Here is a 19,879-nt window from a genome sequence, read left to right on the forward strand (position 1 = left end):
GGAGCGAGCCTGCTCGCGATAGCATTAGGTCAGACACTAGTATGTTGACTGCCAGTGCGCCTTCGCGAGCAGGCTCGCTCCCACAGGCCATCTCTTGCGGAGACCTCCAATTGAATTCCAGCAACTACCCTGCCGCGCAAAATGTCATGGTGCTCTACACCGGTGGCACCATCGGCATGCAGGCCAGTGCCAACGGCCTGGCCCCGGCGTCCGGCTTCGAAGCGCGGATGCGCGAATACCTGCACAGCCAGCCTGATCTGGTGGTGCCGCAGTGGCGTTTCCGTGAAATGACACCGCTGATCGACAGCGCCAACATGACGCCCACCTACTGGCAACAGCTGCGTGAAGCGGTGGTCGACGCCGTCGATGTGCAAGGCTGCGACAGCGTGCTGATCCTGCACGGCACCGATACCCTGGCCTACAGCGCCGCCGCCATGAGTTTCCAGTTGCTCGGCCTGCACGCCCGCGTGTGTTTCACCGGCTCGATGCTGCCGGCCGGTGTCACCGACAGCGATGCCTGGGAAAACCTCAGTGGAGCGCTGGTTGCCCTGGGCCAGGGTGTGGCGCCGGGCGTGCATTTGTACTTCCATGGTGAATTGCTGGACCCGACCCGTTGCGCGAAGGTGCGCAGTTTCGGCCGTCATCCGTTCAAGCGCCTGGAGCGCCAGGGCGGCGGCGTGAAAGCGTCCTCGATCCCTGCACAGCTGAATTACCACCAGAGCAAACAACTGGCGAACGTTGCAGTGCTGCCTTTATTCCCCGGCATCCGCGCCGGGATCCTGGATGGCCTGCTCGATAGCGGCATTCAGGGCCTGGTGCTGGAATGCTACGGCAGCGGCACCGGCCCCAGCGACAATCCCGAGTTTCTCGCCAGCCTGGAGCGGGCGCGGGACAAGGGCGTGGTGGTGGTTGCGGTGACCCAATGCCATGAAGGTGGCGTGGAGCTGGACGTGTATGAGGCCGGGAGCCGGTTGCGGGGCGTTGGCGTGTTGTCGGGTGGCGGCATGACGCGTGAGGCCGCGTTCGGGAAGTTGCATGCGCTGATCGGTGTCGGGCTCGATACCGCTGAAGTTCGCCGTCTTGTTGAACTCGACCTCTGCGGCGAACTGAGCTGACACCTCGCCCGTCCCTGTGGGAGCGGGCTTGCTCGCGAATGCAATCAGTCAATTGACCGCTATATCGACTGACCTGCCGCATTCGCGAGCAAGCCCGCTCCCACAGGTCCATCGCTCGGCATGTAACTTGCTGTGTTCCAGCCATCCCAAGGCTGGAAGTCCCCATGCTCCACTCCCACCTCACTACCCTCAACGCCGTCTCCCTGATCCTCAACGCCTTCAAGGCCGATGGCCTGTCCAGCGATGCCTTGTTGGCCGGCAGTGGCATCTGCGCGGCCGACCTGAACCGTGCCGACACACGCATCACCACCAACCAGGAGATGCAGGTGTGCGCCAATGCCGTTGCGCTCAAGCGCGATATCGGCCTGGAACTGGGCCGGCGCATGCACGTTTCCTGCTACGGCATGCTCGGTTACGCATTGCTCACCTGTGCCACCTTCGGTGACGCGTTACGCCTGGCGATGCGTTATCCGGCGCTGCTGGGAACACTTTTTGAACTGAGCCTTGAAGAGGACGGCGAGCGTGTGTGGTTCGTTGCCGCCGATTACCGGGAGAGTCCCGCGATGGCCGTGTTCAATGCCGAGTTCTGCCTGGTCTCGCTAAAAGTCATCTGCGACGACCTGTTCGGACACCCGCTGCCACTCATCGCCGCGCGTTTCGAGCATGCCGCGCCCGACTATGAAGCCACCTATGCCGAGCACTTTGATTGCCCGCTGCACTTCGGTGCACGGGATAACGCCTTCGCCTTCGACAAACAGTGGCTCGACCAACCCTTGCCACTGGCGGACGTCATTACCCATCAAGCCATGGCCGAACGCTGCCGCAAGCAGAACACTGAATTCACCGGTCGCCAGGCGTGGCTGGGGCGGATTCGCCAACTGCTCAGTGCGCAATTGAACGCGGCGCCGGGGCTCGAAGGCCTGGCCGAGCAGATGAACTGTTCGGCGCGAACCTTGCGTCGTCACCTCAAGGACCTGGGGTGCAGCTATCAGGAACTGCTCGACGAACTGCGCTTCGAACAAGCCAAGCAAATGCTCTGCGAGGATCAATTGCCGATCTACCGGATTGCCGAAGCCCTGGGTTTCAGTGAAACCGCGAGTTTTCGCCATGCGTTCGTGCGCTGGAGTGGTGTTGCGCCCAGCCAGTTCCGCCCATAAAAAATCAAAAGATCGCAGCCTTCGGCAGCTCCTGCATTGCAATGCGCCCACCTGTAGGAGCTGCCGAAGGCTGCGATCTTTTAATTGCAAGGGGCGAATTTCGGTCAAATGTTTTGGCCGTATCGATCCCCTTTTGGCCTTTCCTGCCGTTCTCCAAAACCCTCCGCGCCGCAAGACTGTGTGCAACCGAATCAGCCTGCGGAGAACAAGAAATGCTGACGATCTACTCGGATGATCACCACCTGCACCACGGCCGCTGCGAATTGATCGACGGGCAACTCAAGCCCTGCTTCGAAATGCCGTCCCGTGCCGACCACGTACTGGCACGGGTACAACACCAGAACCTCGGTCCGGTAGAGGGTCCGAAGGACTTCGGCCTCGACCCGATCGCACGCATCCATAGCCGCGACTACCTCGACTTCTTCAAAGGTGCCTGGGCGCGCTGGACCGAATTCAACACCGACGGTGACTTGCTGCCCTACACCTGGCCAGCCCGCACCCTGCGTCGCATCAAGCCGACCAGCCTGCATGGCGAGCTTGGTTACTACAGCTTCGACGGCGGCGCTCCGATCACCGCCGGCACCTGGCAAGCGGCCTACAGCGCGGCGCAAGTGGCGTTGACCGCGCAGGCGCAAATCCAGCGTGGCGCACACAGCGCCTTCGCCCTGTGCCGCCCACCGGGACACCACGCCGCCAGCGACTTGATGGGCGGTTACTGCTACCTCAACAACGCGGCCATTGCTGCTCAGGCGTTCCTTGATCAGGGCCACAAGAAGGTGGCGATACTCGACGTCGACTACCACCACGGCAACGGCACCCAATCGATTTTCTACGAGCGCAGTGACGTGCTGTTCACGTCGATCCACGGCCACCCGGAAGCCGAATTCCCGTTCTTCCTCGGCTATGAAGACGAGCTGGGCGAAGGCGCCGGCGAAGGCTTCAACTTCAACTACCCGCTGGCCGCAGGTTCCGGCTGGGACACCTGGAGCGCGGCGCTGGAACAGGCTTGCAAAGAGATCGAACAATACGGTGCCGACATCATCGTCGTGTCCCTGGGCGTCGATACCTTCAAGGACGACCCGATCTCGCAATTCAAGCTCGACAGCCCGGACTACCTGGCCATGGGCAAACGCATCGCCGCTCTCGGCAAGCCCACGCTGTTCGTGATGGAAGGCGGCTACGCAGTCGAAGAAATCGGCATCAACGCCGTGAACGTTCTCGAAGGCTTTGAAAGCGCCCAGGAGCAATAACAACAATGAACAGACTCAAGCGTTTTATCGCGCCAGCGCTTTGCGCGACCGTGCTCAGTGGCGCCGTCCATGCCGAAGAACGAACGTTGCGCGTCTACAACTGGTTCGACTACATCACCCCCAAGGCCCTGGAAGATTTCAAGGCGCAGAACACCCAGACCAAACTGGTCTACGACATTTTCGACACCAACGAAGCCCTCGAAGCCAAGCTGCTGACCGGCAACTCCGGCTATGACGTCGTGGTGCCGTCCAATGTGTTTCTCGCCAAGCAAATTGAAGCGGGCGTGTTCCAGCCAATGGACCGCAGCAAGTTGCCGAACTGGAACCACCTCGATCCCAAACTGATGAAGCTGATCGAGGCCAACGACCCCGGCAACAAGTTCGCCGTGCCGTACATGTACGGCACCATCCTGATCGGCTTCAACCCGGACAAGGTCAAAGCCGCACTGGGCGACAACGCGCCGGTGGACAGCTGGGACCTGATCTTCAAGGAAGAGAACATCAGCAAGCTCAAGCAGTGTGGCGTTGCCCTGCTGGATTCGCCGTCGGAGATCCTGCCGCTGGCCCTGCAACACCTTGGCCTGGACCCCAACAGCAAGAAGCCGGCGGACTACGAGAAGGCTGAAGCGCTTCTGATGAAGATCCGCCCGTACGTCACCTACTTCCACTCCTCCAAGTACATGGCCGACATCGCCAACGGCGATATCTGCGTCGCGATCGGTTACTCCGGCAGCTTCTCCCAGGCCGCCAACCGCGCCAGGGAAGCCAAGAATGGTGTGACCGTCGACATGCGCCTGCCCAAGGAAGGCGCGCCGATCTGGTTCGACATGCTGTCGATTCCAAAGGGCGCGAAGAACCCGGAGGACGCGTACACCTTCATCAACTACTTGCTGCAACCGCAGGTGATCGCGCCAGTCAGCGATTTCGTCGGCTACCCGAACCCGAACAAGGACGCCACGGCATTGGTCGACCCGGCAATCCGCAACAACCCGAACCTGTACCCGACTGAAGCGGCGATGGCCACGCTGTACACCCTGCAACCTCTGCCGCGCGATGCAGAACGCGCGCGCACCCGGGCCTGGACCAAGATCAAGTCCGGGACCTGACGCAACGGCTGTGACCCAAGGCCCGCAATCGCGGGTCTTTTTTGCCCACCATATCTATGTACCACCGGCCTCACAGACCAGCCCTCTACCTTGCCCAACCCGGCGCCCCCCCTGCGCCTCAACGGTTAGACAAGGAAATGGTCCATGCCCGAAAACTCCACGCTCAGCGCTGTTGATGTACTGACCCAACTGGTAACCGGTCCCTCGCTCACCGATGTTGCCTCGAAAGCATTACGCACCGCGCTCAAGAAACTGTATCCCGACCTGGAGATCGATCCACAACTGGCGATGGTCGTCACGCCTCACTGGTTGATCGAAGGTAATGACGTCATCCCCGGCCGCCATCGGATCGAATCACTCACCGACATCCTGATGCGTCTCGGTTTGTCTGGCACCACCGTGACCTTTATCGACGGCGAACACTTTCTCACCTTGCAACCGGCTGTCGAACCGGCGACCCAGCTGCCCGTGAAGATCGACGCCATCGGACTGCTGATCAATGAACTCGCCCGCCTGTTGTTCGTGGCCTATCAGGAACAACAGGTCGATTACTGGAGCGAGCCCACCCGCCCCGGGGAACCACGCTGGTATCAGCTGTCGGACTCATTGCGCGGCCTGTGGAATGTCAGCGCGACCCTCGGCTGGGACGCGGATCAGCAGGCGATGGCCAAGGCGGTCTACGCCACGCCCGACAAACAACAGCGCCTCCCTACGGACAAGTACAAGACCCGGGCCTGCCTGATTGATATCGATCAGGACGATGGAGCCGCACGCACCCACCTCAACGTACTCGACACCGCCGTGCTGGTCGGCTCCCTTGCCGACCGAACGCTGATACTGACGCATTCGGTCACGCAAGGATTTCAGCAGTTCGATTCGTTCGATGCATTGGGCCAGGCATTGGCGCAGATGTATCTGACAAGCGCCTCCAACGGCAGCCTGAACTGGCGACTGTTCGAGCCCGATGGAAACTTTTTCGACCACCAGGCCTGCACATTGATTGCCTTGGAAGCGGATGCCATCGGGGCAATCAATTTTTTCCAGGCGTCGGACAAACCCGGCCGGTATCCGCACCTCGGCACCATCGGTCAAAGTGATGAGCCGCCGACGCGACTCAAGCCCCACTTCGATCAGATGCAACCTCTGCTGCCGCCATGGCTGGACAAAGCGTCCCCTACGGATCAGGCGAGTTACAGCCGACACCTGATGGATCTGACGGTCCTGCAACACCGCAACGTCGGCAAGACCTTCCAGGGCGAAGTCCCCGACATCCATGCCTTCACGCTGGACGCGCTGGTCAGACAGATGCGCAAGGACCACCCGCAAGCGAGCACCGCGAAGCTCGACAATGTCGAGATCAGCATCACCAGCCTGGTGGTCTGGGGCACTTTCGTTCTACCGGGTCAAACCGACACCCTGACGTTATCGCTCACCGAACTGGCGCTGCAAAATCTCGCCGGATTACCCTGGGGCAGCACCACCGTGAGCATCACCGACGGAACGCCGGTGCCGGGCTGGATGACCGCGGACTACCTGAAAAAACTGGTGACCACGGTCGACATTGGCGCGACCTACCCCGCGATGCTCAAAAGCCGGCTGATCGAAAACCTGACCCAGGCAAGCGCACTCAAGCGGCTCTACACCGAGCAGTTGCCAGTGGAACTTCCGTTGCTGGCGTTGCAGCAAAAAATTCGCGGCAACGCGGGGCTGGACGAACAGGGGTATCGATACGTGATTGCCGCGTTCGCCTCCACCACCATGGATAGAATGGTGGACGAGCAAGAAATCGTGGTACGCCCGCTGGCATTCATCCCACCGCATCGAGCGGATACCACGCCTGACACGGTGACCAACATGTTCGTCATCGGCCCGCGCCAGATGGACAAGGGGCCTTGCGTGCTCTTTCGCCCCCTGCTCAACCCGCCGCTGCTTCAGTACCCGTCGCGAAGCAATCTGCTGTACGCGATCCAGCACTCCAGATCACTCAGGGAATCGGTGCTGGCCTGGTTGCCAGACAACGCTCGTTTCAACTACAGCCAGTATGTGTTTCCCGCAAAGTTTCCCTCGATCTGGATCGTGCCGCAGTTGTTGGTCGATCCCACGGTCGCGCTCGACTTGCGAGGGCCCGTCTCGCTGTCCGCAAGCGTTATCGAAAAGGATCTGCTGGACACGCTGTTCAACGCGACCGTTCAAGCCATGATCACCCAGGCAGACCGGCAGTCGGTATCTAACGCCGAAGCGCGCTGGGCGACGCTCAAGCAAGGCGGCTGGCTGGTGCTCAACGCGGCGCTGCCGTTCCTGGGGCGCACTGTCGGGGCTGCCGCATGGATCTGGCAGATCGTGGATGATTTGCAGGCCATCAGCGATGCGGGGAACGAGGAACAGGCCACACTCGACTGGTCAGCCCTGACCGATATTTTGATGGCGTTGGGCATGGTGCTCGCCCATCGTGCGGCCACCCGTAAACAGGCTCGACGCACGTTGGTCGAGCCGCTGGAGACAACCGTTTCACTGCCGGAAAAGATCGCTCCAGGCATACCCAAAAGCGTGCGTTTGCCGGACATTGCCGGCACTGATCTTCCCGCCACCCATGCAACATCGCTCAATGCGATCAACGCGCTGAATCGATCGCGGCCGGGCATGGCATCTGTACTGGATAACCTGAAAATCCCCCAGCCCGAAGGGCTGGCCAAACCGGCGAGTGACGGTGCCCATCAACATCTCTATGCGCATGAGCAAACGTGGTACGCGCCGGTGGGTGAGCGATGGTTCGAGGTGCAACTCAACGACGACGAGCAGGTGCAAATCATCGATTCACGTCAGCAGCCTGCGCGCATTGGCCCCTTGTTGACCTACACCGCCGGCGGCCAGTGGGTCATCGATCTTCGCTTACGCTTGCGCGGTGGCGGATTGCCCAGTCGCCTCAAGAAAATGCAGCTGGAGAACCGGGCAAAGCTATTGGAAAAGCGAACCGTGCTCACGGCGTTCGATGAGAAGCAGGAAACCATGCGACTACAGCGCACAGAAGCTCGCAAGCTCATGCTCGAGGCCAAGCCAGAGGTCGCCGCCACTGCACGACAACAGTACCTCGACGAGCTGGATACGCAGTACAAGGCCTATGACGATCACATTCAGGCCCTCAAGGCACAGAACACCCTGGAGACTATTCCCAATTACCGCACGGCGATGATCGATCGCCTTTCGCTGCAGTTGTTTCTGACGCAGTCGTGGCTGGATGAATCCTCTGCCGGGTTTCGCGAAAGCTTGCGGGCCACTCTGGTGTTGCTCGACGACACAACCGCGCCACCCTCGGCAGAGCGCCTGGCAGCCTTCGAAAAAATGACCGATCTGACCCAAGGTTTCATCGAGAAGATCGAGGCCGCGCACTCACGCTTTCAGGAACTGAGCCTTTTAGGCAGGGAGGCCGCCGAGGTAAGCAAGGCCTACCGCAGTAAGCTCCCGCGCTACTCGATCAATGACCTCAAGCTGCTGCAGGTATCGCTGGGGCGGGAGCTGTGCCTCAAGGCTGGCCCACCGGAAACACTGGCGGACGCGACGCACACCCTGGAAAACCTGATCAATGACGCGGCCATGAATATCCAGAGCGCCCTGGACCTGAGCACTGATGAAAGCCTGAACAACCTGGCTGAGCGGATTGAGACGATGAGCACGCTGGCGGAACAGTTTTCGGTGATCGACCAGCGTTGTCTCGACATCGTCGAGGAGTACCCGGAGCACATCGTGACAGAGCGACTTGAACGGGTCCGCGCGCGTATCGCCGGGTTCAACAAGGACACGGTGGACCGGTTGGCGAATCTGTTGCGTGAGCAACGGCTCGTCGAACCGGTAGCCGGCCCTTCCAGATCGCCGTCGACTCCGTCCAGAAGGATCATCAAGACCCGATATAAAGGCACGCTAATCGGGGAACCACGAAGAGACGCGGCAGGACAGGAAACCGATCTGGTCGATGTGAAAGCGCCGCTGACGGGTAAAGTCATCGCAACATTCCACGAAAAAACCCCGGGAGTGTGGCTTGTCAGGGAGACGCATGAAGCGTCACCGGTCAACGCGAAACCCGACCTGGCCAAAAGCACCGGGACGGGAAAGGCATTGCTCGATCAATTACCAGCGTTCCACCGGCGCATCGACGCCCACGTCAGCAGTGCTCAACGCATTCCGGTAGAGATCGAGGACATGTACCACCAGCATGGCGCACGCCTGCGCGAGGCCGGGGAAGCGATCGTCAGCGCGTTGACGGCGCTCAATCTCACCGATGATCCCACGACGTCGGCCGCCACTCTGAGCAAGAGCCTGGACGCCGCAGCTACCGCCCTTTACGAAAAAGGCCACATCACGCGCGTACAGATGATCAAGCAACAACCTCCGACGGCAGCGAGGATCGGATGGCTCAAGGAAAAAAAAGAGGTGGAAATATCGAAAAACGCCACACGTCGCCGGCTTAAAGGGCCGCGCAAGGATTATCTGGATGAGTACGAGGTGCTCGATCTCAAGACACACAAGGTGCTGTGGTACGCGCATTTTCACTATGCCGATCCAACCGCCCCTGTCGGATCATTCACCGCGGCACACGTGAAAACCGCGGGGCAACGCCTGTTAGGTGGGGCCTTCGATGTGCGCGGCTACAGCGACCAGGATCTCATTGCCATCTATCGCAGCGAGATCAGTCGAACCCTGGCCACCAGCGTGTTTTTTTCCTGAATCAGCGATTCATTCAAACCCGCCACACCTGCCGCAAGCGTGCCAGGGCCGATTCGATCGCCGGCTCTGGCACTGCGGCAAAATCCTCCCCTGTCGATCAAGGGCCGCCAAGAGTGCCCGTGGGGCTCCGCTGCACCGCTATCCTCCCATGCAGTCATCCTCGACGATCCAGCCCTGGGTGCGCTCGGCCCAGTCCAATAATTTCAGACGTTGCACCAGACGTATAACCTCACCGGTCAGATACCAAGTGCAAATTTGGTGACGATTCGAAGAACTCCGCCTCCGGTGCAAAGAGGCCGCCATAATCAGCCTTTATTATAAATAGCTTTTGTTACGTAATTCTTTTCCCGCCTGCCTGAAAGTTATTCAAACGCGAAATTACGGTGTTTGTGTTGAGTCGAAGCGATAGTTACTGTCTTCCCGTTGCATTCAGAAATGATGTTCGTCATTCGTCGCAATTTTTTTTTGGTAGCCTCAGTGTGATCTCGAAAGAGGCAGCTTACAACTTATTCGAATGAGGCTTTATCGCCGTGAATTTCCACGGCGTTAGCCCGCCAATTGCGTTTTTTAGTGAGCCCGGCATGGGCGCAATCTCCTGACCGGAGGATAAACGCTATCAACATAGGCACTAAATCAATGTTGAACTTAAAACAAGATATTCATGATGCGAGTCAGTGGAATGACTGGCGTTGGCAACAGAAAAATGCCATGCGTGACGAGCCAGCACTTCGCAAGGCATGCGGTGGCTGGAACGAAGAGATCAAAACCAATATTGAACGTAACTTGCAAGTCCGCAAGATGCAAATAACACCTTACTATATTGATTTGATCATGCGCTCGCTCAATAGCGGCCAGGTGACGGAACATCCACTGTGGCGGCAGGTAGTTCCCTACTGGAATGAACATGTGCCGGGTGACTACGACGGCACTTCGGAAAACTGGGAGCTGCATCATGAAATGAAAACGCCCATCTGCCAGCACAAGTATGATAACCGCGTCATCTTGCGGATGACTAATACCTGCAATGCATATTGCCAGTTCTGCTTCGAAGCCTTGCGTACCTTGCAAATCGATACCAGGAAGGTCAATGCCAACACCAATTCGTTTCTGGACTCGGTAGAGTACGTGCGCAACAACCCCGCCATCGAAGAGGTGATCCTCAGCGGCGGGGACCCGCTTATGCTGGCTGACCGCCGATTGGAAGAGAACCTGGCGGCGTTGCGCTCGATCAGTGAAGACTTGTTGATCCGTATTCATTCACGTGCCTTGAGCTTCAACCCGTTTCGCGTCACTGACGAGTTGATCACCATGTTGGAGAAGTACAAGGTGAACGCCTTTGGCGTGCATGTATGTCACCCACTTGAACTCAGTGAAGATTTCTCAAAGGCAGTTAAACGTATTCAGGGTGCCGTTCCGATTGTCTTCTCCAACATGCCATTGTTACGTGGCGTGAATGACGATGAAGCCACATTACATAAACTGTTTATTGACCTCTATCGCCTGGGTGTGAAGCCGTATTATCTGTATCATTTCATGCCGTTTTCACCAGGCGCATCGGAATACCAGGCTTCGATCAGTCAGGTCATCGCCATTATGAATCGCCTGAAGCGGCGAGTGTCGAACATTGCCCTACCCGAATATGTTCTGCCGCACGCACAAGGCAAGTTCACCGTGCCACTGCTGGATTTCGAAAAGCCTGAGGAATTGCCGTATTTTGAAACTGGAAATGGGCAACGCAATTACCACTTCCGCAACTGGGAAGGTCAATGGTGCAGTTGGCAGGATGCCTGAATCAACTTACGGAATGAGGCACTATCGAACATGAAAAAAGACGCCATCCTTTATATCGATATCGATGACAACTTTTTCGCTCGCTATAGGTATCGTGAGCCGCACTTTGCTGCAGCCCGCGCCCAGGGCTTAGTCTGTTTAACGGCAGGCGTGGCCGGGCGTAAGCACCTGCAACGGCTTTTAGATGACAGTGATGACGTATTCCTGCTCGATACACTCAGCGAGCTTGCCATTATGAACCTGGTTGGCCAGCTTGATGGGCAATATCAAATACGTGCGATTTTCTGCTATGCCGGGCATCCGTCTACGCAAGGTGAAGTGGGTTGTATTGTTGCGCAGGCCTCTAAGCGGCTTGGTCTGGTTTATAGCTCTCCTGACGCCATTGCCATGTGTAATAACAAGTTCCTGATGCGCAGAGCGATGAAAAAGCATGATCTCCACTCCGTGCCGTTCGCTTTGTGCAGCAATGAACAGGAACTCCAGGCAGGCGCTGATCAGGTGGGTTATCCGCTCATCGCCAAACCGGCCTATGGCGGCGCTTCGGCGTTTATCAAGAAGTGCTCCAACTGGGCAGAGCTGAGCAATCATTACGCGCACTTCCTCAAGGATCACGCCAGATCCGCTTTCGCGGACTTCTACGGCTGTGTGCATCGCCTGCCTGATGACGGTGGGCGGCAATATGACTACGTTCCAGGGCGCAGCATCCTGTTGGAAGGCTACATACCCGGCGTCGAAGGCAGTGTGGAATGTGTAATCGTCGGCGAGCGGATCCATCCGCTGCTGATCAACGAAAAACTGCTACTGACCGAGCGCAGTGGCACGGTCCTCGAGAACGTATTGATCTCCCCGCCGACGTCGTTTACCGAGGCCCAGTGCCGGCAGATCCGCCAGTACGCCGTAGATTGCCTGCGTGCGGTTGGTCTGACGAATGCCGTGGTGCATCTTGAGTTTCGGATGACTGACGAAGGGCCTGTGGTCATTGAGATCAACCCGCGTTTGGGGGGGCTCTATGTCAACGCGGCGTTCCGTGACCTGACCGCTATCAATCCTCATCAGCTATATGTGTCATTACTGCTGGGCGAGCAGGGCATAAATGCCCGACTGGAAGCTGGCGCACGCAAGTTCGCCGATGCCGCGCAACGCTACGCGATGCTGGCGATCTATCCGCAGCACAATGGCTACTTCAAGGGTATTGAGGGGCTGCAGTTCCTGGATCAAAACGCGTCGGTGCTGGAGTATGCCCAGCAGGATCCTGGCAACTATATTGACGCGGATATCGAGGAACACTACTTGCTCAAGTGCTGGGCCATGGTCGACGATGCCGCCCACGCGCATGCTTTGCATGATGCGATCAGGCAAAACCTGCGCGTCATCATCGATGACAAGGTTGCAGGCTAGCCTTATGGACATCCCACAAATTTCAGCGCATTTGCGCGAGCATCACTTTTGCCATCGCCGCGACTTTCGCGAATTGATTTCGATTGAACCCGGTGAAGAGGAGAGTTTCCGGGCGTACTGGTCAAACCTGGTGCGCGACGAGGCATTCAAGGAGTACACCCACCGCGAACGCCGCATCTTGCGCTATCGTTTGCTGCCTTCGCAGCAGTTGCAAATCGACAGGAATGCCGCCTACAAATCATCCGTCACCTATGCCATCAAGTATCGCCAAGGGGTGAATCACTTGAGCTATTGCGAGGATGGCTTCATCGAGCATCCGCTCCTGCAGAAACTGCTGGCCACGGACCTCGCTGTGATCGGACCGCACTTGGGCGAACAGACTTATACAATTGATATCCACCAGTTTCGGGTCAGGGCGGATGCGCAATCCAGCAGCCCGACCACCTCGGGGATCCACCAGGATGGCCTGGATTGGGTGTTCATGCACTTCATTGACCAGCGCAATACGGTGTCGGTGGTCTCGGAGGTCTTTGCCACTGAAACGGAGCAGGTCCGGTTGTTGAGCCAGACAATGGAGCAATTTCTCGAAACCATCGTGATCAACGACCGCAGGCTCTACCATCGGGCCGGCGATGTGCAGCCTCAGGCCGATTCGGTGACAGCCTGGCGCGATGTGCTACTGGTGGGTTTTAGCACTTTGCCCACTGACGACGAGGCGCTGCCTTCATGAGCCATGATCAGCCGTTGGCCCGGTCGATCCGAAACGAGCGCTTGATCATCTTTGCCCGAGGCGTCTCGGATTTCGGCGCATTCCTCAACATGGTGGCGTTGTCCACCTATGTTTATTGGCTCAGCCAAAGCGTCGTGTTTGTCAGCATCTTCCTGGCATGCCGCGTAACCGGCGGTATTGTCGCCAGCCTGATCGGTATCCCGTTTTTCCGGCGTTTTTCCGGACGCGGCACGCTGGCGGTGCTGGACTTAGTCAGGGCGCTGGTATTGATGCCGCTGCTGGTTTTGATACCGGCGCATCAGCTGAGCATATTGCCCTTTATCGCCTTTGGGATCGGTATGTGCAACTCGCTGTTCGCCATTGGCCTTAACAGCCAGTTACCCATCTGGGTAGCGCCTGAGCGGCGCGTGAGCACCAATGCATGGATCACCTCTGCTGCTGCCACCGGCGCGGTCTTTGGCAGTTTGCTCTCCGGGCTTTTGATCGCCGCGGGGGGATTTGAAGCGGTGTTTGCAGTCAACATCGGCACCTATATCGTGGCCGCTATCCTGATCCTGCCATTGCGCGCGTTGTATTCAGTCGCCGTTGTCGCACATCGGGGGCTCTGCGCCGAGTGGCGCGAACTGACGAAAGGGCTACGCGGTGCGCCTGTGCTGGCCGCCATGTTGATAATCAGCATGCTCGATACTCTCGGCAGTGCAGCGCACAACGTAGGCTGGCCGGTGCTGTCGCAGTACATTTCCCCTGACACGGCAAAAACGGTTATGGGGTACCTGCTGGCGGTCTGGGCCTGTGGCAAGTTCGCAGGGGCGCGTCTGGCCAGTGCGGTTTTGAAAAATCGTGGCACTCAAGTCTTGGAACGCCTGTTCATGGTAGGCGTGGCGTTGATGTCCAGTGGTTTTATCCTGACCTTTCAGCAAACCGAGCTGTGGCTGGCGTTGATGTTGGTGGGAGGGGCCGGCCTGGGGGATGGTTTGTCCGAGGTGGCCTTGATCTCCCGCGCACAAGGTGAACCCGATAGCCTGCGCCTGCCGCTGTTCAGTTTATTGACGTTGATTCAGATGGCCGGTTTCGGAGTGGGCATGTTGGTAGTCGGGCCATTTTATTTGGCGTGGACCCCGGCCCAAGTGATTGTTTTGTTCCATGGATTACCTTTAACCGCACTGATCGTCATGGGGATATGGATGAACAGGCTGAAGATCGACGTTGGTGAACGGAAGAAATGTTGAGTGCGCCAGATGTAACCCGCATCACGCTTGTCTTTGCGTGATACGCAGGGTGTTCATACCCGCCAGACTTCCCGCAAGCGTTCCAGCGCCAACTTGATCTCCGTCTCTGGCACCGCGGCAAATCCCAGCACCAGCCCGGCACGCTGATCGATGGGTACTTGGGTATCCGGCAGCCAGTAATTGCTCAGGCCATTGATTTCCACGCCCACCCCTTCTGCTTGCTCGATCAACTGTTGCTCTCTGGCTACGCTGTTGACCGAAACCGTCAGGTGTAGCCCGGCGGAGACGGCGGGCAGGCTGCCCACACCCGCGATGCCTTTCGGCCAACCGTCCAGCAGGCAATTTCGGCGGCTCAAGGCAGCCCGCCTCATGCGACGAATGTGTCGCTGAAAGTGCCCGGCCGCCATGAATTCGGCCATCACCGCTTGAGTGCTGACTTCCGAGTGCCGGACGTCCACTGCCCGGCGTTGCGAAAACGCCTGCACCAGCGCCGGCGGCAATACCAGATATCCCAGGCGTAGCGCCGGGAAGGCGACCTTGCCAAAAGTCCCGACGTACAAAACCCTCCCTTGCCGATCAAGCGCCGCCAACGGTGACAGTGGCGCGCCGCTGTATCGGTATTCGCCGTCGTAGTCGTCCTCGACGATCCAGCCCTGGGTACGCTCGGCCCAGGCAAGCAATTCAAGGCGTCGCGCCAGGCTCATGACCACGCCTGTCGGGTACTGATGCGAAGGGGTGACATAGGCGAGGCGACAATCGTCGAGCGCGTCCAATTGCGCACAGTCGATACCCTCACTGTCCACTGTCACCCCATGCAAGCGCGCCCCAGCCACGGCGAAGGCATGACCGGCGGCCCGATACCCCGGGTTTTCAATCGCCACTCCATCGCCCGGCTCCACCAGCAACTGTGCACAAAGGCTGATCCCCTGCTGCGCGCCACTGGTGATCACAATTTGCTCAGCAGTGCATTGCATGCCCCGCGAGCTGCGCAAATACGCGGCGATCATCCCGCGTAACCGCGCATCGCCTGCCGGATCGCCATAACACAGCTGCTGCAAATCCGGTTTACGCCAGAAAGCCGCATTCAGCTTGGCCCAAACCTCAAAAGGGAACAGATCGAAGGCCGGAACACCCACCCGAAAAGCACGCGGCGGGCCGCTCGGTGGCGCCGGCAAATGATTCTTTTCAACCCGTCCCAAAGCGCCCTTGTGGATAACTTTACTGGATGGAACCACAGGCATATCGAGCCAATTTGTGGATAAGGCTGTGGGTAAGCCTGTAGATAACCCTGTGGATACTTTTGTGGATATTTTTTTTGCCGGAAGCACGGCCGACGATAATTGCGCGACATAAGTCCCGTCACCGACGCGCCCTTCGATAAACCCCTCGGCATACAACTGGTCGTAGGCCCTTACGACGCTGTTGCGTGAAATCGCCAATGCCGCCGCAAGATCGCGGCTGGCCGGCAATCGCGTGCCGCTGGCCAGTCGCCCATCGAGCACGCGCACCCGTAATGCCTGATAAAGCTGAAGACTCAGGCCCTGGCGACGGTCAAGTTCAATACCGGCCGGGTTGAACGACAAGGACAACGTTTCGCTATTCATCTTAATGGACCTATGAAATTGGTCATTAATGGCTCTTACAACAGACCAATAGCCTGCCTAGGATGCAGGCATTCGCCAAGGAAATTCTTGCCATGTACACGCCCCGTGCCTTTGCCATCGATGAATTGTCCCAGTTGCACGAACTGATTCTCGCCACCCGCCTCGCCATTTTGGTGACCCACGGCGAACACGGTTTGCAAGCCAGCCATGTGCCCGTACTGCTCCATCGCGAACAAGGTCCGAACGGCACGCTGTACGGGCATTTGGCCAAGGCCAATCCGCAGTGGAAAGAGCTGCGCGATGGTGCCGAAGCCCTGCTGATTTTTCCCGGCGCCGATGCGTACGTCAGCCCGGGCTTTTATCCAGGCAAGGCCGAGCACGGCAAAGTCGTCCCGACCTGGAACTACGTCGCCGTACACGCCTACGGCCGTGCCGAAACCTTCAGTGATGGCGGCCGGCTGCTCGACATCGTGAGTACCCTCACCGATCGCCATGAGGCCGGCCGCGCCCAACCGTGGAAGGTCGCCGACGCCCCCGCCGACTACATTGACGGCATGCTCAAGGCCATTGTCGGTTTCGCCGTGCCCATCGAACGCCTGGAGGGCAAGCGCAAGCTCAGCCAAAACCGTAATCCTGCCGATATCGCCGGCGTGCGCGAGGGGCTCGCCGCCAGCCCCGACGCGCAGGACCAGGCCCTCGCCCACTTGATGCGTTAAGGAATGAACATGAGTCAGATCGACATCCGCCAGGTCAGCGCCGACGACCACGCCGCCTGGCTGCCGCTGTGGCAGGCCTACCTGTGCTTCTACAAAACCGAATTGCCCCAGGCTGTGACTGACAGCACCTGGCAGCGCATGCTTGACCCGAACGAACCCACCCACGCCGCATTGGCCTGGGCCGATGGCAAAGCGGTGGGCATGGTGCATTTCATCTACCATCGTTCGAACTGGGCCATCGAAAATTCCTGCTACCTGCAAGACTTGCTGGTGGCGCCCGGAACCCGCGGCACTGGCATCGGTCGCCAGCTGATCGAATTCGTCTACAGCACCGCCAAGGCTGACGGCTGCAACAAGGTGCACTGGCTGACTCACGAAACCAACGCCACCGCGATCCAGCTCTACGAGCGCATCGCCGAACGTCCGGGTTTCATCCAGTTTCGTAAAGCCATTTAAGGCTCAAGGAGAACAGCATGTCGACTTCACTCGCCGAATGGAAAGGCGCCCCGGCGCCAACGGTTCAAACCATCGAAGGGCGCTTCATCCGCCTGGAAAAACTCGACCCGGCGCGCCACGGCGACGCCTTGTTCCAAGCCCTGCAAGGCCCGGGTGCCGATCCGAAACTCTGGGATTACTTGCCCTACGGTCCCTTTCCCGAGCGCAGCGCCTTCAACGACTGGCTGAACAATCACGCCGCCCACAGCGACCCGTATTTCTTCAGCGTGATCGATCGTGCCAGCGGCGAGGTACAAGGCATCCTCAGCCTGATGTCCATCGTCCCGGCCCAGGGTCGTATCGAAATCGGCCACGTCACCTTCGGCGCTCCGATGCAGCGCTCGCCGAAAAGCACAGAAGCGGTTTACCTGCTGGCCAAAGAGTCCTTCGCCCTCGGTTACCGGCGCCTGGAATGGAAATGCAACAACGGCAACGCGCGCTCCAAATACGCAGCCGAGCGTTTGGGCTTCAGTTTTGAGGGAGTGTTTCGTCAACACATGGTGGTCAAGGGACAGAACCGTGATACGGCGTGGTACTCGATCCTGGATTCGGAATGGCCGGCGATCGGGGCGGGGTTCGAGCGGTGGTTGAGTGATGAAAACCAGACGGGGTCGGGGCAGGTGAAGACGCTTGCCGAGTGCCGGAGCTAAAGATCGCAGCCTTCGGCAGCTCCTACAGGGTCCGGCGTTTCTTCAGTATAAAAAAAGGGGAGCACATGCTCCCCCGAGGTTTAAAGCGTTGTACCGAGGCTGTTAACTCAGCCTTCGATCTCGATCAGGATCTCGCCCGGGTTCACCCGGTCGCCCTTGGCCACGTGAATGGCGGTGACTTTGCCGGCGATGGCGGCCTGGACTTCGGTTTCCATCTTCATCGCTTCGGTGATCAGCACGGCCTGGCCCGCCTTGACGGTGTCGCCCTCCTTGACCAGCACATCAACGATGTTGCCCGGCATGGTGGTGCTGACGTGACCCGGTGCAGAGGCTTGCTTGCGCTTGCTGCTGCCACCGCTGACGAATTCGTTGAGCGGCTCGAACACCACTTCTTCCGGCATGCCGTCGATGGACAGGTAGAAGTGACGCTTGCCTTCGGACTTGACGCCGACACCGGTGATGTCGACGCGGTAGGTTTCGCCGTGGACGTCGATGACGAATTCGGTCGGAACGCCTTCACCGCCAGCCGAAGCCACGCCGCCCGCTTCGGGAATCGGCAGCAGCACTTCCGGAGTCAGGGTGCCGGCAGCGCGCTCTTCGAGGAACTTGCGGCCGATGTCCGGGAACATGGCGAAGGTCAGCACGTCTTCTTCAGACTTGGCCAAGGCACCGATGTCAGCACGCAGCTTGGCCATTTCCGGCTTGAGCAGGTCGGCCGGGCGAACATCGATCACTTCTTCGCTGCCGATGGCCTGGCGACGCAGTTTCTCGCTCACGGTGCCCGGAGCCTTGCCGTAGCCGCCTTGCAGATACAGCTTCACTTCGTTGGTGATGGTCTTGTAGCGCTCGCCGGCCAGCACGTTGAAGAACGCCTGGGTGCCGACGATTTGCGAGGTCGGGGTTACCAGCGGCGGGAAGCCCAGGTCTTCGCGAACACGCGGGATCTCTGCCAGCACTTCGCTCATGCGATTGAGTGCGCCCTGCTCTTTGAGCTGGTTGGCCAGGTTGGAGATCATGCCGCCCGGAACCTGATTGACCTGCACACGAGTATCGACCGCGGTGAATTCGCTTTCGAACTGGTGGTACTTCTTGCGCACGGCATAGAAGTACAGGCCGATCTCTTGCAGCAATTCCAGATTCAGGCCGGTGTCGAATTCGGTGCCTTTAAGGGCCGCGACCATCGACTCGGTGCCTGGGTGGCTGGTGCCGGAAGCGAAGCTTGAGATGGCGGTGTCGATGTGGTCGGCACCGTTTTCGATGGCCTTGAGCTGGCACATCGCGGCCAGGCCAGCGGTATCATGGGAGTGGATGAACACGGGCAGCGATTGCTCGGCTTTCAACGCCCGAACCAATTCGCCGGTGGCGTATGGCGTCAGCAGGCCGGCCATGTCCTTGATCGCCACCGAGTCGCAACCCATGGCTTCCATTTGTTTGGCCTGGGCCACGAACGCATCGATGGTGTGCACCGGGCTGGTGGTGTAGGCGATGGTGCCCTGGGCATGCTTGCCCGCCGCTTTCACCGCTTCGATGGCCACGCGCAGGTTACGCACGTCGTTCATGGCGTCGAAGATACGGAACACGTCGATGCCGTTGACCGCTGCCTTGGCGACGAAGGCCTTGACCACGTCGTCGCTGTAGTGGCGGTAGCCCAGCAGGTTCTGGCCGCGCAGGAGCATTTGCAGACGGGTGTTAGGCAAGGCCGCGCGCAGTTGGCGCAGGCGCTCCCACGGGTCTTCTTTCAGGAAGCGTACGCAGGCGTCGAATGTCGCGCCGCCCCAGCATTCCAGCGACCAGTAGCCGACCTTGTCGAGCTTGTCGCAGATGGGCAGCATGTCTTCGGTGCGCATGCGCGTCGCGAGCAGCGATTGGTGGGCGTCGCGCAGGATGGTGTCGGTTACATGAATCTTCTTGCTCATTGT

The 19,879-nt window shown here is 59.0% G+C and carries 14 protein-coding genes and 1 pseudogene; 12 read left to right on the plus strand and 3 right to left on the minus strand.

Features of this window, described 5'->3' with window-relative positions; all coding sequences use genetic code 11:
- The first annotated feature begins 110 nt into the window (after nucleotides 1–110).
- The 5 genes from F8N66_RS27040 to F8N66_RS27065 all read left to right on the plus strand — a co-directional run bounded on the left by F8N66_RS27040 (nucleotide 111) and on the right by F8N66_RS27065 (nucleotide 9,347).
- Nucleotides 111–1,115 (plus strand): asparaginase, encoded by a 1,005-nt coding sequence (locus tag F8N66_RS27040; RefSeq protein ID WP_150773042.1) that lies wholly within the window; start codon nucleotides 111–113, stop codon nucleotides 1,113–1,115.
- 164 nt (nucleotides 1,116–1,279) lie between these two features.
- Nucleotides 1,280–2,272 (plus strand): AraC family transcriptional regulator, encoded by a 993-nt coding sequence (locus F8N66_RS27050; protein ID WP_150773043.1) that lies wholly within the window; start codon nucleotides 1,280–1,282, stop codon nucleotides 2,270–2,272.
- A 212-nt stretch (nucleotides 2,273–2,484) separates the two neighbouring features.
- The gene (locus F8N66_RS27055; protein WP_150773044.1) at nucleotides 2,485–3,522 is read left to right on the plus strand and encodes a histone deacetylase family protein; all 1,038 of its coding nucleotides are present in this window, start codon (nucleotides 2,485–2,487) and stop codon (nucleotides 3,520–3,522) included.
- Between the two features lie 5 nt (nucleotides 3,523–3,527).
- The gene (locus F8N66_RS27060) at nucleotides 3,528–4,628 is read left to right on the plus strand and encodes a polyamine ABC transporter substrate-binding protein (protein ID WP_150773045.1); all 1,101 of its coding nucleotides are present in this window, start codon (nucleotides 3,528–3,530) and stop codon (nucleotides 4,626–4,628) included.
- A 144-nt stretch (nucleotides 4,629–4,772) separates the two neighbouring features.
- Nucleotides 4,773–9,347 carry a dermonecrotic toxin domain-containing protein gene (locus F8N66_RS27065; RefSeq protein ID WP_150773046.1) on the plus strand — a complete coding sequence of 1,525 codons (4,575 nt, stop codon included), beginning with the start codon at nucleotides 4,773–4,775 and terminating at the stop codon, nucleotides 9,345–9,347.
- Nucleotides 9,348–9,425: 78 nt separating this feature from the next.
- On the opposite strand, the pseudogene F8N66_RS31905 reads toward F8N66_RS27065, so the two are convergent.
- Nucleotides 9,426–9,590: pseudogene (locus tag F8N66_RS31905) on the minus strand (PLP-dependent aminotransferase family protein); the annotation flags it as partial.
- Between the two features lie 393 nt (nucleotides 9,591–9,983).
- Here F8N66_RS31905 and F8N66_RS27075 point away from each other — a divergent pair.
- From F8N66_RS27075 to F8N66_RS27090, 4 genes are read left to right on the plus strand one after another with little or no spacing between them, the layout of a single operon-like run.
- Nucleotides 9,984–11,138, plus strand: coding sequence for a KamA family radical SAM protein (locus F8N66_RS27075; protein ID WP_150773047.1), 1,155 nt, complete (start codon nucleotides 9,984–9,986; stop codon nucleotides 11,136–11,138).
- 30 nt (nucleotides 11,139–11,168) lie between these two features.
- A complete protein-coding gene (locus tag F8N66_RS27080) occupies nucleotides 11,169–12,536 on the plus strand; it encodes an ATP-grasp domain-containing protein (RefSeq protein ID WP_150773048.1) in 1,368 nt (455 codons plus the stop codon).
- A 4-nt stretch (nucleotides 12,537–12,540) separates the two neighbouring features.
- Entirely contained in the window at nucleotides 12,541–13,266 is a 726-nt protein-coding gene (locus F8N66_RS27085; RefSeq protein ID WP_150773049.1) for a 2OG-Fe dioxygenase family protein, read from the plus strand.
- Nucleotides 13,263–14,495, plus strand: coding sequence for an MFS transporter (locus F8N66_RS27090; protein WP_150773050.1), 1,233 nt, complete (start codon nucleotides 13,263–13,265; stop codon nucleotides 14,493–14,495). The genes F8N66_RS27085 and F8N66_RS27090 overlap by 4 nt, the downstream gene beginning before the upstream one ends.
- Before the next feature lie 53 nt (nucleotides 14,496–14,548).
- On the opposite strand, the gene F8N66_RS27095 is transcribed toward F8N66_RS27090, so the two are convergent.
- The gene (locus F8N66_RS27095) at nucleotides 14,549–16,099 is read right to left on the minus strand and encodes a PLP-dependent aminotransferase family protein (protein ID WP_150773051.1); all 1,551 of its coding nucleotides are present in this window, start codon (nucleotides 16,097–16,099) and stop codon (nucleotides 14,549–14,551) included.
- A 92-nt stretch (nucleotides 16,100–16,191) separates the two neighbouring features.
- Between F8N66_RS27095 and F8N66_RS27100 the strand changes: the two genes are divergently transcribed.
- The 3 genes from F8N66_RS27100 to F8N66_RS27110 are packed head-to-tail and all read left to right on the plus strand — an operon-like array spanning nucleotide 16,192 to nucleotide 17,960.
- Entirely contained in the window at nucleotides 16,192–16,815 is a 624-nt protein-coding gene (locus F8N66_RS27100; RefSeq protein WP_150773052.1) for an FMN-binding negative transcriptional regulator, read from the plus strand.
- Nucleotides 16,816–16,824: 9 nt separating this feature from the next.
- Nucleotides 16,825–17,271: a GNAT family N-acetyltransferase gene (locus tag F8N66_RS27105; protein WP_150773053.1), complete on the plus strand. Its 447-nt coding sequence runs from the start codon at nucleotides 16,825–16,827 to the stop codon at nucleotides 17,269–17,271.
- Between the two features lie 17 nt (nucleotides 17,272–17,288).
- The gene (locus F8N66_RS27110; protein ID WP_150773054.1) at nucleotides 17,289–17,960 is read left to right on the plus strand and encodes a GNAT family N-acetyltransferase; all 672 of its coding nucleotides are present in this window, start codon (nucleotides 17,289–17,291) and stop codon (nucleotides 17,958–17,960) included.
- Between the two features lie 107 nt (nucleotides 17,961–18,067).
- Here F8N66_RS27110 and oadA read toward each other — a convergent pair whose 3' ends face one another.
- Nucleotides 18,068–19,876, minus strand: coding sequence for a sodium-extruding oxaloacetate decarboxylase subunit alpha (gene oadA, locus F8N66_RS27115; RefSeq protein ID WP_150773055.1), 1,809 nt, complete (start codon nucleotides 19,874–19,876; stop codon nucleotides 18,068–18,070).
- Nucleotides 19,877–19,879 lie beyond the last annotated feature (3 nt).

The sequence above is a fragment of the Pseudomonas fluorescens genome (genome assembly GCF_902498195.1).
GTDB lineage: Bacteria > Pseudomonadota > Gammaproteobacteria > Pseudomonadales > Pseudomonadaceae > Aquipseudomonas > Aquipseudomonas fluorescens_BU.

What these genes read in the sequence shown, in the direction of transcription:
- F8N66_RS27105 (WP_150773053.1), top strand. Translation starts at nt 16,825, where the DNA reads ATGAGTCAGATCGACATCCGCCAGGTCAGCGCCGACGACCACGCCGCC.
- oadA (WP_150773055.1), bottom strand. Translation starts at nt 19,876, where the DNA reads ATGAGCAAGAAGATTCATGTAACCGACACCATCCTGCGCGACGCCCAC.
- F8N66_RS27100 (WP_150773052.1), top strand. Translation starts at nt 16,192, where the DNA reads ATGTACACGCCCCGTGCCTTTGCCATCGATGAATTGTCCCAGTTGCAC.
- F8N66_RS27110 (WP_150773054.1), top strand. Translation starts at nt 17,289, where the DNA reads ATGTCGACTTCACTCGCCGAATGGAAAGGCGCCCCGGCGCCAACGGTT.
- F8N66_RS27090 (WP_150773050.1), top strand. Translation starts at nt 13,263, where the DNA reads ATGAGCCATGATCAGCCGTTGGCCCGGTCGATCCGAAACGAGCGCTTG.
- F8N66_RS27060 (WP_150773045.1), top strand. Translation starts at nt 3,528, where the DNA reads ATGAACAGACTCAAGCGTTTTATCGCGCCAGCGCTTTGCGCGACCGTG.
- F8N66_RS27075 (WP_150773047.1), top strand. Translation starts at nt 9,984, where the DNA reads ATGTTGAACTTAAAACAAGATATTCATGATGCGAGTCAGTGGAATGAC.
- F8N66_RS27050 (WP_150773043.1), top strand. Translation starts at nt 1,280, where the DNA reads ATGCTCCACTCCCACCTCACTACCCTCAACGCCGTCTCCCTGATCCTC.
- F8N66_RS27055 (WP_150773044.1), top strand. Translation starts at nt 2,485, where the DNA reads ATGCTGACGATCTACTCGGATGATCACCACCTGCACCACGGCCGCTGC.
- F8N66_RS27080 (WP_150773048.1), top strand. Translation starts at nt 11,169, where the DNA reads ATGAAAAAAGACGCCATCCTTTATATCGATATCGATGACAACTTTTTC.
- F8N66_RS27085 (WP_150773049.1), top strand. Translation starts at nt 12,541, where the DNA reads ATGGACATCCCACAAATTTCAGCGCATTTGCGCGAGCATCACTTTTGC.
- F8N66_RS27095 (WP_150773051.1), bottom strand. Translation starts at nt 16,099, where the DNA reads ATGAATAGCGAAACGTTGTCCTTGTCGTTCAACCCGGCCGGTATTGAA.
- F8N66_RS27065 (WP_150773046.1), top strand. Translation starts at nt 4,773, where the DNA reads ATGCCCGAAAACTCCACGCTCAGCGCTGTTGATGTACTGACCCAACTG.